Here is an 11,782-nt window from a genome sequence, read left to right as displayed (position 1 = left end):
ACGGCACCGACACCCTCGGTGTCCGTCGCCCGGTCGGCCCGGCGCCCGTCGCCAAGGAGGTGCGGTCCGCCGCCAAGGCGAGCTGACACGTGACGCCGAGAGGGTCGTAGCCGACGGCTACGACCCTCTCGCCGCTGCAGCTGCAGGCAGCCACCGCTCCGATCAGCCGCCGCGCCCAGGACGTGCGGTGCTTCCGCAGTCGCCTACGCGGGCAAGACCGCTGGCCCTACCTCGCCTCCTACGCCACCGCCGTCGGACCGTCCGCGGGAGCGGCAGCTCCACCCTCGGCCATCGCGTCGTCGGGCACGTCGCTCTCCCGCCCGAAGAGAATGAGCAGCGCGACCGCCGCGCTCGTCCCGAGGACGAGGATGAGCTTCGAGAAGGGTTCAGGGTCCGCTAGGGCCGCGATGACGAGGACGACGAGGGCGGCGACCGCGAACTCGGGCACACCGATCTCGATGAGGCCACCCCGGACCTCCTCCTCGAGCTCCGCGTCCGACTCCTGGGCCTCGCGCATCGACGGCACCGGCCGGGCCGGGAATTCTCGGCCCGCGTAGTCGCGCGCGTCGCTGAGCTCCGCCTGCTCCGCCGTGGACAGGCGGCGCCTCCGGCAGTCGTCGTCGTCATCCCACCGCTCGAGCTTGCGGCGCAGCTCCTGACGACGGCGCTCGTACGCCTCCCGGTGGCCGTCCCACGAGCCGTGTTCCGGATGGGAGTCCTGCACGCGACGGTGGAGGTCGAACAGGTGGTGGTGGTCCTCCTCTGCCTGCCGGAAGCGGTCGGCCACCTCCTGCACAAGGCGAATGATCTCCGAGAGGAGGTCGAAGCAGCCGTCCCGCGGGCCCGAGCGGTCACCGTCGGTGATCTGCCGGGACACGACGACGACGGCGGGCAATGGCACCGGCCGACCGATCAGCGCCGCCGTGGCCCGATTCCCTGCCGACCGCTGGAGGGCGAGGGCGGCGTGCGTAGTGCCTGGAATCGGGCGCCCCACGGCCGGACGAGGTCCGGAGCGTGCGACGGCGTCACTGCCCGCCTTGTCCAGGACGGCACGTCCGGTATCCATGCGCCCTCCGATCAGCGACGGACCACGCGTGCTCCCAGGGTCGCAGCACCGCGGCGGGAGACGGTGCCCGCGGCGGATACCCGATCGGGTACGCCCCGACGAGTTCCGCCGTCGTCGCCGGTCAGCACCGGCATGAGCGAGATCGTGGTGCAGGCGTACGTCACCCTCGACGGCGTGGTGCAGGGTGGTGGAGGACCGCACGAGGACGACGACGGCGGGTTCCCGCACGGTGGGTGGGCGGCCGACTACGACGCCGAGCACGGCGGTGACGACTACGGCAACCTCGTGGCGGAGTGGGAGTCGAGGACGGACGCGCTGCTCCTCGGGCGCCGGACCTACGAGATCTTCGCCGGCTCGTGGGGCGTGTGGGACGAGGGCGCCGACGGCTTCACCGGGGAGCTCACCCGGCGGTACAACCGGGTGCCCAAGTACGTGGCCTCACGCACGCTCACCGAGCTGAGCTGGGTGAACTCCCACCTCCTCGGGCCGGACCTCGTCGCGGACGTCCGCCGCATCAGGGAGCAGCCCGGCCGGGAGGTGCGCGTGTGGGGCAGCACCGAGCTGGTCCGCACGCTCGGGGAGCGCGACCTCGTCGACGAGTACCGCCTCGCGGTCTACCCCCTGGTGCTCGGCACGGGCAAGCGGCTCTTCACGGCCGGGTTCACGCCGTCGACGTTCATGCTCGCCGAGACCTGGCCGCTGTCGTCCGGCGTCGTGGTGAGCCGCTACCGCCGTCGCGACCGCACCTGAGCCCGCACCCGAGGTGCCTGCCCGTCGGCCCCGACCTACCCTGCGAAGAGGCAAGGACGCACACACAGGAGGGCACTTCCATGAGCCAGATGCCGGGTACCGCCGAGCAGGACGTCGTCGACTTCCTCACCAACGACCACGCGCTGATGGTCGCGCTGCTCGAGACGATCCAGGAGACCGCCGACCCGAAGGAGCGCCGCGACCTCGCGGACACGCTCATCGCGGAGGTGATGCGGCACGCCGTCGCCGAGGAGATGCACGTCTACCCCGCGGTGGAGAAGCACGTGCCGAACGGCAAGGAGGAGGTCGAGCACGACAAGAAGGAGCACGACGAGCTCGTCGACGTCATGAAGCGGATCGAGGACCTCGACTCCGAGGACCCCCGCTTCCTCCAGGAGATCCGCGAGATGCACGGGATGCTCAAGCACCACGCGAACGACGAGGAGACCGACCAGTTCCCCAAGCTCCGCCAGCACATCCCCCGGGAGGAGCTCGTCGAGCTGCGCGAGAAGGTCGAGGCCGCGATGAAGGCCGCGCCCACCCGCCCCCACCCCAGCGCCCCGCACTCCGAGCTGTTCCACAAGACGCTCGGCCCCGGCGTCGGCTTCATCGACCGGCTGCGCGACAAGCTCTCCGGCCGCACCACCGACGCCTGACCTTCGCGACGGCGCGGACCACCCCTGCCGGTCCGCGCCGCTGTCGCGCGTCCTCGTCGGGTAGACGACGACGGCGGCCGGCTGGCGCCACCTGACCTCGCCGCCCGGTTCGGACGGTTGTGGCGTCTCCGATCCGCGCTGAAGTCGGGACGGTCAAGGTTACAACCTTGCGGCAGCGGCGTGTCGCGGGGCGTGTCGCGGACTTGTGCGCAGATCAGCGTCACAGGCGACGACGACGTCCCCTCGTGCCGTCCCGGCGAACCGGACGTAACGTCGAAGTGGCCCGGTCGACCTCCACAGCCGCCCGGGCACACCCCTTCACCCAAACTCCTAGGAGCTGAAACATGCGCGGACTGCGCGACAAGGTTGTTCTCGTGACCGGTGGCGGTCACGGCCGTGAGCAGGCCGGCTCGAGCCTCGGCCAGGCGATGTGCGTGGAGCTGGCGAAGGAGGGCGCGAAGATCGTCGTCGCCGACCTCACCCAGGACCGCGCCGAGGCCACGGCCGAGGAGGTGCGGGCCGAGGGGGGCGAGGCGCTCGCCCTGCCCGTCGACGTCGTGAACGAGGCCTCCGTCAAGGAGATGGTCGACGCCGCGCTCGCCCACTTCGGACGCATCGACGTGCTCGTCAACAACGCCGGCGTCTTCGGCGCCTACGTGCCGCTGCTGGAGATCGAGACCAGCCAGTGGGAGACGGTGATGGACGTCGACCTCAAGGGCGTCTTCCTCGTGACCAAGGCGGTCCTGCCGTCCATGCTCGAGCGCGGTGAGGGCGTCGTCATCAACGTCTCCTCCGCGTCCGGCCTCGTGGCCAGCGAGGTCGGGGCCGAGTACACGACCGCCAAGCACGGCGTCATCGGCCTCACCAAGCAGATCTCCTACGACTACGGCCACCAGGGGATCCGCGCCGTCGGGATCGGCCCGGGCGTCATCAAGACCGCCGCCTTCGAGGGCGCCGAGATCACCCCGGACTTCCCGTTCTACGACCTCACCATGCAGGCCCCCGCCGGCCGCTACGGCGAGGTCATCGAGATCGCGCGCGCCGTGTGCTTCCTCGCGAGCGACGACGCGTCCTTCATCCACGGGCACACCATCCCCGTCGACGGCGGTTCCCCCACCCGCTGAGATCGCGGCGTCGACGACGGCGGGCCGCACGCGCCGTCGTCGTCGTCGCCGGGAACCCGCCCGCGACCTCAGGAGACGAGGTCGGCGAGCTCCCGGAAGTACTGCCCGATGCCGGTCGCCCCGTTCCACGGCAGGTCACCGTCGCCGGCGACCTCCACCATCCGGCGCGGCAGCTCCCTGGCCTGCGTGTCGGCCAGCGCGAGGAGCGTCGCGGCGCTCTGCTGCGGGGTGGGACGGTCGCCGTCGAGGGAGACGCCGGTCGACACGAGCCGCAGCAGCCGGACGGTGACCGGCTCACCGAGGATCCAGTAGCGGGGGTCGTAGGGCGTGCGCAGCTCGTGGTGGGCGAGGTGGTCGGCGAAGCCCTCCAGGTAGGACGCGAGCCCGCTGACCGGGTCGCCGCTGCGCTGCCTGCGGGCGCTCTGCGGGAGGATGCGGAGGCACAGCGGGAAGTCGGCGAGCGCACGAAGCGTGCTCGCGACCTGGCGCGGCGTGGGGGCGGGCTGCTCGCCGAGCAGGTGCCGGGCGACGTCGTCGCGGTACAGGGCCGAGAGGAGTTGCTCGGCGTGCTCGTGGGATGCGAGCCGGGGCTCGTGGAGGACGGGTGCTGCGGTCACGGTGGAGGCTCCCGGGGAGTGAGGGTGTCACCTCATATATACGGGCGCCCGGGGCCTGGATGAGGGGTCGAAGGTCCCCGGCCGTGCGAGGTCGGACACACCTCCGCCCCGCGGCTACACCAGCCCCGCGTCGTGGGCGAGGAGCGCGACCTGGGTGCGGTTCCCGACGTCGAGCGCGGCGAGGACGTGGGAGACCTGCGCCTTGACGGTGGCGACGGAGACGTGGAGCTCCGCGGCGATCTCCGCGTTGGTCAGTCCCCGCCCGACGGCGGCGACGACCTCGCGTTCCCGGTGGGTCAGCGCGGCCAGCCGGGCGCGGGCGTCGTCGGCCACGTCGGCGTGGTCCACGGCCTGCTCGACCAGCCGCCGGGTGACGGCCGAGGACAGCGTCGCCTCCCCGGCCGCCGCCCGGCGCACCGCCTCGGCGATGCGCGGCGGCGGCGTGTCCTTGAGCAGGTAGCCCGAGGCACCGGCGCGCAGCGCCCCGAGGATCTCCTCGTCGGTGTCGAAGGTCGTGAGGACGAGCACCGCGGGCGCGCCGGAGCGGGCGCGCAGCCGGGCGGTGGCCGTGACGCCGTCGACCCGCGGCATGCGCAGGTCCATGAGGACGACGTCGACCGGGTGGAGGTCCAGTGCCGCCGGCACCTCCGCGCCGTCGGCGGCCTCGGCAACGACGGCGATGCCCTGCGCGCCGTCGAGCATCATGACGAGCGCGGCGCGCACGAGCGCGTCGTCGTCGACGACGAGGACCCGGACCGTCACGGCGGCCATGGTAGCCACGCGGACAGGCGGAACTCCCCGCCGTCGGGGCCGTGCTCGAGCCTGCCGCCGACGATCCGTACCCGTTCGGTGAGCCCGATCAGCCCGGTGCCGGACCCGGGGATGTCGGCCCGCCCCGGCCGCAGCGGGTTCGTCACGGTGACATCGACGCCGGCGCCCGGGCCGCCGGTCACCCGTACCCGGACGGGCTCGGCCGGGGCGTGCTTGCGGGCGTTGGTCAGCCCCTCCTGCACGAGGCGGTAGACCGTCCGTCCGGCCATCCCGGGTGGGACGCCGTCGAGCGCGACGACGACGTCGACCTCGCCGCCGGCCGCCCGCGCCTCGCGGACCAGGGCGTCCAGCCGGTCGAGGTCGGGGGACGGCGGCGGCACCCCGTCCACGGTGGGGTCGTCCCGCAGGACGCCGACGACGTCGCGCACCTCCTCCAGCGCCTGGTGGACGCCGGCCCGCACCACCCCCGCGGCCTGGGCCAGCCGCTCCGGCGAGGAGTCCGGCCGGTACTCCAGCGCGCCGGCGTAGGTGGCGAGGAGGGAGAGCCGGTGCGCGAGGACGTCGTGCATCTCTCGCGCGATCCGGGTCCGCTCCGCGGCGACCGCCTCGGCGACGAGGCGGTCGCGGTCCGCCTCCGCACTCCTGGCCCGCTCGGTGAGCCCGGCGAGCAGCGCGCTGCGGGCCTGTGCCAGGGCTCCCGCAGCGAGCAGCGCGGCGTGGGTCGCGACCACGAGCACCAGCCACCACCCGAACGCCAGCCCGTGCACCGGCCGCCACAGCCCGCTCACCGCGTGCCCCGCGACCCCGGCGACGGCGACGACGGCGCCGGTGGTGAGCCGTCGGTAGCGGCCGACGACGTAGGTGGCGGCCGTCGACGGCGGCGTGGCCGTCGGGGCGAGCGCCGCCAGCACGGCGAGCGCGACGGCGGCGGGCACGGGGCGCCGGAACAGGACGGGGACGAGCGCCACCGCAACCAGGCCGACCGTGACGTCGAGGACGAGCGGGGCCGCCGGGCTGCCCGGGGAGCTGCGCTCGCCGACCAGCGTCCACGCGCTCAGCAGGCCCATCGCCGCGGTGGCGACGCCGACCGTCCGCCCGGACGGACGCCACCCCCGCGGGGGCACGGTGCACGGGTCGGCCGCCATCCACCGAGCGTACGGAGCCCTCCGGCACCGCGGAACCGCCGAAGGTCGACCGGACAGGTCCGAGTGGCCACCGGCCGTGGCCGGGCGGCCGATGACCGCGGCGCGCGGCGGCGGAAGCGTGGGGGTACCCGAACCGAGGAGGAACCATGAGCTCGTCATCACCCACGCAGGCACGGGCACGGCGCGGAGCGACCGTCGTCGGCGCCGCCGCGGCCGGGCTGGCCGTCTGGACCGTCGCCGTCCCCGTCCTCGGCGTCGAGGTGACCGCCCGCGCCGGGGAGGGGGAGATGGTCATAGGTGCACCGGCGGTCGCCTTCGCCGGAGTCGTCGCCGCCCTCGCGGGCTGGGGCCTGCTGGCCCTGCTCGAGCGGGCCGGTGCCCGGGCGCGCACGGTGTGGACGAGGGTCGCCCTCTCCGTGCTCGTTGCCTCGCTCGTCCCGCCGATGCTCCAGGCGACCACGGTGGCCGCCGGGGCCGTCCTGGTGGCGATGCACGTCGCCGTCGGGGCGGTGATCATCGCCTCCATGGGCCGCACCGCCCGCAGCGTGCCCTCGAGCGAGCGGTCCGCCGCCCTTCACCCGCAGGCCGCCCGATGAGTTAGCCGCGTGGCTGGGGTCCACACCTGGGACAGCACACCCGCACCCGGAAGGACCCCAGGCATGAGGCTCACCGTCAACACCTTCGTCTCCCTCGACGGCATCATGCAGGGCCCCGGCGGCCCCGAGGAGGACACCAGCGGCGGCTTCGACCGCGGCGGCTGGATGGTCCCCGTGGCCGGCGAGGGCTTCGGCGCCGTCGTCGACGGCTGGTTCCAACAGACCAGCGAGCTCCTCTTCGGCCGCGTCACCTACGAGATCATGGCCGGGTTCTGGCCGCAGGTCACCGACCCCGCGGACCCCGTCGCCGCCAAGCTCAACGGCTGCCCCAAGCACGTCGTCTCCACGACGCTCACCACGCCCGTGTGGGACAACACGGCGAGCATCATCGCCGACGACGTCGCCGCCTCGGTCCGCGCCCTCAAGGAGCGTCCGGGGGAGGAGCTGCAGGTCCACGGCTCGTGGCAGCTCATCCAGACGCTCCACAACGAGGGCCTGGTCGACGAGTACCGCGTGATCGAGTTCCCCGTCGTCGTCGGGAAGGGCAAGCGGCTCTTCCACGACGGCGCGGCCCCGAGCGGCTTCGAGGTCGTCGACACCGAGGTGCTCGACGGCGGGGCGGTCTACCGCGTCCTGCGACCCACCGCCTTCGCGTCGGCGACGTACGCCGTCGAGGACGGGCGGGAGGTCGTCGTCGAGCCCTGAGGCAGCCGCCTCGTTCCCGGGCACCGTGGCCGGTGATCCGGCGGCAGGCCCTTGTGCGACGGCGGCCGGGGGAGGACCGTGATCGCCATGTCGGACCCGACGGCGACAGGCCCGTCCCTCAGGCTCCTCTGGAGACTGACGGCGATCCCGGCTGTCCTGCTCGCGCTCGCCGTCGTCCTGAGCATCGCCTTCCTCCTGCCGTGGGGGCCGACGCTCACCGACGACCGGCTCGGCGCGCTGTGGGTCCTTCTCGCGTCCCTCATCGCCACCGTCGCCACGCTCATCGGCGCACTCCTTGCCGCCGGCTCCGAGCAGCAGGCGCGCCAGCTGGAGCGTGACCGCGAGGCGCGCCAGGCAGCGGCCGATGCGGACGCAGCACGCAACCACGAGCTGGAGACCGCGCGGCTGGCCGACGAGAGGAAGGCCACCGCGACACAGCAGCGACTGGACTCGACGATCCAGGGGATCAAGATCCTCGAGGCAGGGCCGGACAACAGGATCATGGCGGCGGGCGCGTTCGCCATGGTCGTGAGACTCGGTGAGCCGGAGGTGGCCCTCCGCATGCTCGGCCCCGCGCTCGAGCAGGGTGACGTCGACGCCGGCACGGCGGCCTGGGTCATCGACCAGGGCCTCACGGCGCCGCACCTCGCAGACCCCGTGCGCGGGTATGCCGCTCGCCTCCTCATGCTGCACGCGGCGCAGTTCCCCAGTGACGACTTCGCGGGGGCCTTCGACTGGCCCCCGTCCCTCGACGGCAGCTGGCCCACCGACCTGGACGAGAACACCGGGGCGGTGCTGGTGCTCGCCCTGGCCGACCTCCTCACGTCCAGGCCGCGCTCGTGGTGGACGCGCGAGGGCGGAGGCTGGGGATGGGTGCTCGTCACCCTCTACCTCGCCCTGCGCGACGACCCGCACGAGCTGGTCAAGTGCTCTGCTGCGTGGACCCTGCGCCTGCTCCACGACCCCGACGACCCCGAGCTGGCGGACCACTGGCTCGGGAGTGCGGACGTCCAGGCCGAGATCGAGGCGTGGGGCGACGTCGGCCTCGCCGAGTCCCGGCAGCGGCGACTCAGCGAGTGGGTTCGTGGCGACGACGTCGCGCTCCCGACGAGGGCGGAGTCCGCGTCGGAGCTGGCGGCATCGACGACCGAACCCGCCGGGACCGGGGGAGCGGCGTCGTCGGACACCTCGACGCCGGGAGCGTCGTAGCCGCCCGGGCCGGACGCGGTCGCGGGCACCCGCGCAGCGGCGGTCCGGCGCTCGCAGCGACTCCGGTCCACCGATCGCCTACCGTGGCAGGCGACGGACTCTACGGGTGAGGGGCGGGCATCCGGTGTGAACACGGCACTCGTCGCGGCCATCGCCGCCCTCCTCCTCGCGGCCTACGCCCCCGATACCGATGAGATGACGACGGCGGCCGAGTGCCCGGCTCCCACCATCACGGTGTCGACGATGACCGAGCTCCAGGACGCCGTCGACGAGGCCGGGCCGGGCGACGTCGTCGTCATGGAGCCCGGGCGCTACGACGGGAACCTCACGATCGAGCGGTCCGGGGCGGAGGCGAACCCGATCTGGCTCTGCGGCCCGCGCGACGCCGTCATCGACGGTGGGACCCTCGAGGACGGGCGGGTCGTCCGGCTCGACGACGCCGACAGCTGGCGGCTCGTCGGCTTCACCGTCACCAACGGCGAGAAGGGCATCATCCTCAGCGGCGTGAACAACACCGTCCTCGCCGACCTCCACGTCCACCACATCGGGCACGAGGCCGTCCACCTGCTGCGCGGGTCCGCGGACAACGTCGTGCGCAACAGCGTCATCCACGACACGGGCCTCACGAACGCGATGTTCGGAGAGGGCGTCTACATCGGGACGGCCAGGAGCAACTGGCGCGACAACGGCGTCGACTACTCCAACCGCAACCAGGTCATCGGCACCACCTTCTACGACACCACCGCCGAGGCGGTCGACGTCAAGGAGGGCACCAAGGACGGCGTCATCCGCGGCAACGTCTTCGACGGTGGCGGCAACGCCGACCAGGCGGACTCGTGGGTGACGGTCAAGGGGCAGGGCTACGTCGTCGAGGGCAACGTCGGCTACCGCTCACCCGAGCACGGCTTCGAGTCCCAGGAGATCGACACCGACGGCGCCGTCCGCAGGGGTGGGCAGGACAACCGGTTCGTCGGGAACATCGCGCTTCACGACGGCGAGGGCTACGCGTTCTACACGCGCGGCCTGGCGGGGGTGGAGGTCACGTGCGACAACCTCGCGCTGAGCGCCGGCCGGGAGTGGGACGTCCCGTGTGTGCCCGACGGCGACGCGCAGCCCGCGCCCGGGGACGGTCGCTGACTTTCCCTCGGACGACCGGGTGGCGGGTCCGGACCACGGACCCCGCCGTCGTCCCCACGATGAGGCGGGGCGTCGGCACGGAGTGACGTGGGCGGCACTCACTTACAACGACTGCGCCCGGGCCGATCACTGGAATGTGCAACCTTCGTAGGAGAGCGCCTCCTACGAGCGAGGGATATGGACATCCGAGTGAACACGGCAGTAGTAGCGGCGCTGGCCGCCCTCATCCTCGCGGCGCCGACACCCGCCGCGCCTGCAACGGCGGCGGAGACGGCGACGCAGTGCCCCGCACCCACGGTGACCGTCTCGACGATGCCGGAGCTCCAGGCCGCCGTCGACGAGGCCGGGCCGGGCGACGTCGTCGTCATGGAGCCCGGGCGCTACGACGGGAACCTCACGATCGAGCGGTCCGGGGCGAAGGCGAACCCGATCTGGCTCTGCGGCCCGCGCGACGCCGTCCTCGACGGCGGGACGGTGAGGTCCGGCCGCGTCGTCCGCCTCGCCGACGCCGACCACTGGCGCCTCGTCGGGTTCACCGTCACCAACGGCCTCAAGGGGATCACCGTCAGCGCGGTGAACAGCTCCGTCCTCTCGGACCTCCGCGTGCACCACATCGGCAACGAGGCGATCCACCTGCTGAGCGGCTCCACGGACAATGTCGTGCGCGACAGCGAGATCCACGACACCGGTCTGATGAACGAGATGTTCGGCGAGGGCGTCTACATCGGGACGGCGCGGGACAACTGGGGGACCAACGGGGTCGACTACTCGAACCGCAACCAGGTCATCGGGAACACGATCTACGACACGACTGCCGAGTCCGTCGACATCAAGGAGGGCACGAAGGATGGTGTCATCCGCGGCAACGTCCTCGACGGCGCAGGCATCGTCGGTCAGGCCGACTCGTGGGTGACGGTGAAGGGGCAGCGGTACCTCGTCGAGGGCAACGTCGGCTTCAACGCACCGCTCCACGGCTTCGAGTCGCACAAGATCAGGACCGACGGCGCGGTTCTCCGGGGCGGTGAGGACAACCGATTCGTCGGGAACACCGCCCACCACGACGGCGCGGGTTACGCCTTCTACACGCGCGGCCTGGCCGGGGTGGAGGTGGCGTGCGACAACGTCGTGGTCGGCAGCGGCCGCGTGTCGGACCTCCCGTGCACGCCCGACGGCGACGGGCCGGAGCCCAGCCCGACGCCGTCGCCCACGCCGACGCCGACGCCGACGCCGACGCCGTCGCCGACGCCGAGTCCGTCGCCCACGCCGACGCCGTCGCCCAGCCCCGAGCCGACATCCGCGCGTCCGCCCAGCCCGCTCACCGGTCGCGCGGCCACCTTCTACCTCGCCGACTCGTGGTCACCGTGGGCGGACACCGTCTTCAGCTACGGCCGCACCACCGACGAGGTCCTCATCGGGGACTGGGACGGTGACGGCAGGGACAGCGTGACGATCCGCCGCGGCGCGGAGTACCACGTGAGCAACCGCCTCGGGGGCGCCGCGGAGCGCGTCGTCCGCTACGGCCGGCCGAACGACGTCGTCCTCGTGGGTGACTGGGACGGCGACGGCACCGACACGCTGGCCGTCCGGCGCGGACGCGAGTTCCACATCCGCAACTCGATGACCCCGGGCCCGGCGACTACGGTGGTCACCTACGGCGGGCGTGGTGACGTCGTGCTCGTCGGCGACTGGGACGGCGACCGTGCCGACACCCTCGCCGTGCGGCGGGGCCGCGACTACCACGTGCGGAACTCGATGACGGGCGGACCTGCCGACGTCGTCGTCACCTACGGCCGGCCGGCGGACGTCGTGCTGGTCGGCGACTGGGACGGCGACCGTGCCGACACGTTCGCGGTGCGCCGTGGCCGGATCTACCACGTGAAGAACGCGATGTCCGGCGGGGACGCGGACATCGTCCAGTCCTACGGGCGTCCCTCCGACGAGGTGCTCGTCGGGGACTGGGACGGGGACCGGACCGACACCCTGGGGCTGCGGCGGGACCGCTGACC

The 11,782-nt window shown here is 73.0% G+C and carries 12 protein-coding genes; 8 read left to right on the top strand and 4 right to left on the bottom strand.

The window, feature by feature from the left end:
• Window positions 1-238 precede the first annotated feature (238 nt).
• Window positions 239-901, bottom strand: a complete 663-nt coding sequence (locus H9624_RS14020) for a hypothetical protein (RefSeq protein WP_251840519.1) — start codon at window positions 899-901, stop codon at window positions 239-241.
• 297 nt (window positions 902-1,198) lie between these two features.
• Here H9624_RS14020 and H9624_RS14015 point away from each other — a divergent pair, with 297 nt between their 5' ends.
• From H9624_RS14015 to H9624_RS14005, 3 genes are all read left to right on the top strand, one after another.
• Entirely contained in the window at window positions 1,199-1,816 is a 618-nt protein-coding gene (locus tag H9624_RS14015) for a dihydrofolate reductase family protein (protein WP_251840518.1), read from the top strand.
• A gap of 80 nt (window positions 1,817-1,896) precedes the next feature.
• Window positions 1,897-2,472 carry a hemerythrin domain-containing protein gene (locus tag H9624_RS14010; RefSeq protein ID WP_251840517.1) on the top strand — a complete coding sequence of 192 codons (576 nt, stop codon included), beginning with the start codon at window positions 1,897-1,899 and terminating at the stop codon, window positions 2,470-2,472.
• 344 nt (window positions 2,473-2,816) lie between these two features.
• Window positions 2,817-3,596 carry an SDR family NAD(P)-dependent oxidoreductase gene (locus H9624_RS14005; RefSeq protein ID WP_251840516.1) on the top strand — a complete coding sequence of 260 codons (780 nt, stop codon included), beginning with the start codon at window positions 2,817-2,819 and terminating at the stop codon, window positions 3,594-3,596.
• Window positions 3,597-3,664: 68 nt separating this feature from the next.
• Here the strand turns inward: H9624_RS14005 and H9624_RS14000 are convergent, their stop codons facing one another.
• From H9624_RS14000 to H9624_RS13990, 3 genes are all read right to left on the bottom strand, one after another.
• Window positions 3,665-4,213, bottom strand: a complete 549-nt coding sequence (locus tag H9624_RS14000) for a hypothetical protein (protein WP_251840515.1) — start codon at window positions 4,211-4,213, stop codon at window positions 3,665-3,667.
• Between the two features lie 114 nt (window positions 4,214-4,327).
• Window positions 4,328-4,984, bottom strand: a complete 657-nt coding sequence (locus H9624_RS13995; protein WP_251840522.1) for a response regulator transcription factor — start codon at window positions 4,982-4,984, stop codon at window positions 4,328-4,330.
• The gene (locus H9624_RS13990) at window positions 4,972-6,129 is read right to left on the bottom strand and encodes a sensor histidine kinase (RefSeq protein WP_251840514.1); all 1,158 of its coding nucleotides are present in this window, start codon (window positions 6,127-6,129) and stop codon (window positions 4,972-4,974) included. The genes H9624_RS13995 and H9624_RS13990 overlap by 13 nt, the downstream gene beginning before the upstream one ends.
• 146 nt (window positions 6,130-6,275) lie before the next feature.
• On the opposite strand from H9624_RS13990, the gene H9624_RS13985 reads away from it, so the two are divergent.
• From H9624_RS13985 to H9624_RS13965, 5 genes are all read left to right on the top strand, one after another.
• Window positions 6,276-6,725 carry a DUF6069 family protein gene (locus tag H9624_RS13985; RefSeq protein ID WP_251840513.1) on the top strand — a complete coding sequence of 150 codons (450 nt, stop codon included), beginning with the start codon at window positions 6,276-6,278 and terminating at the stop codon, window positions 6,723-6,725.
• Between the two features lie 63 nt (window positions 6,726-6,788).
• Window positions 6,789-7,430 (top strand): dihydrofolate reductase family protein, encoded by a 642-nt coding sequence (locus H9624_RS13980; RefSeq protein ID WP_251840512.1) that lies wholly within the window; start codon window positions 6,789-6,791, stop codon window positions 7,428-7,430.
• Between the two features lie 87 nt (window positions 7,431-7,517).
• Window positions 7,518-8,639, top strand: a complete 1,122-nt coding sequence (locus tag H9624_RS13975) for a hypothetical protein (RefSeq protein ID WP_251840511.1) — start codon at window positions 7,518-7,520, stop codon at window positions 8,637-8,639.
• Between the two features lie 126 nt (window positions 8,640-8,765).
• Window positions 8,766-9,776 (top strand): right-handed parallel beta-helix repeat-containing protein, encoded by a 1,011-nt coding sequence (locus H9624_RS13970; protein WP_251840510.1) that lies wholly within the window; start codon window positions 8,766-8,768, stop codon window positions 9,774-9,776.
• Window positions 9,777-9,953: 177 nt separating this feature from the next.
• Window positions 9,954-11,780 (top strand): right-handed parallel beta-helix repeat-containing protein, encoded by a 1,827-nt coding sequence (locus H9624_RS13965; protein WP_251840509.1) that lies wholly within the window; start codon window positions 9,954-9,956, stop codon window positions 11,778-11,780.
• The last annotated feature ends 2 nt before the right edge of the window (window positions 11,781-11,782 follow it).

This window comes from Oceanitalea stevensii, from assembly GCF_014837105.1.
GTDB lineage: Bacteria > Actinomycetota > Actinomycetes > Actinomycetales > Actinomycetaceae > Oceanitalea > Oceanitalea stevensii.
The sequence above is the reverse complement of the archived record's forward strand: the minus strand, read 5'-3'. Positions and strand labels throughout refer to the sequence as shown.

What these genes read in the sequence shown, in the direction of transcription:
- H9624_RS14015 (WP_251840518.1), top strand. Translation starts at nt 1,199, where the DNA reads ATGAGCGAGATCGTGGTGCAGGCGTACGTCACCCTCGACGGCGTGGTG.
- H9624_RS14010 (WP_251840517.1), top strand. Translation starts at nt 1,897, where the DNA reads ATGAGCCAGATGCCGGGTACCGCCGAGCAGGACGTCGTCGACTTCCTC.
- H9624_RS14005 (WP_251840516.1), top strand. Translation starts at nt 2,817, where the DNA reads ATGCGCGGACTGCGCGACAAGGTTGTTCTCGTGACCGGTGGCGGTCAC.
- H9624_RS13995 (WP_251840522.1), bottom strand. Translation starts at nt 4,984, where the DNA reads ATGGCCGCCGTGACGGTCCGGGTCCTCGTCGTCGACGACGACGCGCTC.
- H9624_RS13990 (WP_251840514.1), bottom strand. Translation starts at nt 6,129, where the DNA reads ATGGCGGCCGACCCGTGCACCGTGCCCCCGCGGGGGTGGCGTCCGTCC.
- H9624_RS13985 (WP_251840513.1), top strand. Translation starts at nt 6,276, where the DNA reads ATGAGCTCGTCATCACCCACGCAGGCACGGGCACGGCGCGGAGCGACC.
- H9624_RS13980 (WP_251840512.1), top strand. Translation starts at nt 6,789, where the DNA reads ATGAGGCTCACCGTCAACACCTTCGTCTCCCTCGACGGCATCATGCAG.
- H9624_RS13975 (WP_251840511.1), top strand. Translation starts at nt 7,518, where the DNA reads ATGTCGGACCCGACGGCGACAGGCCCGTCCCTCAGGCTCCTCTGGAGA.
- H9624_RS13965 (WP_251840509.1), top strand. Translation starts at nt 9,954, where the DNA reads ATGGACATCCGAGTGAACACGGCAGTAGTAGCGGCGCTGGCCGCCCTC.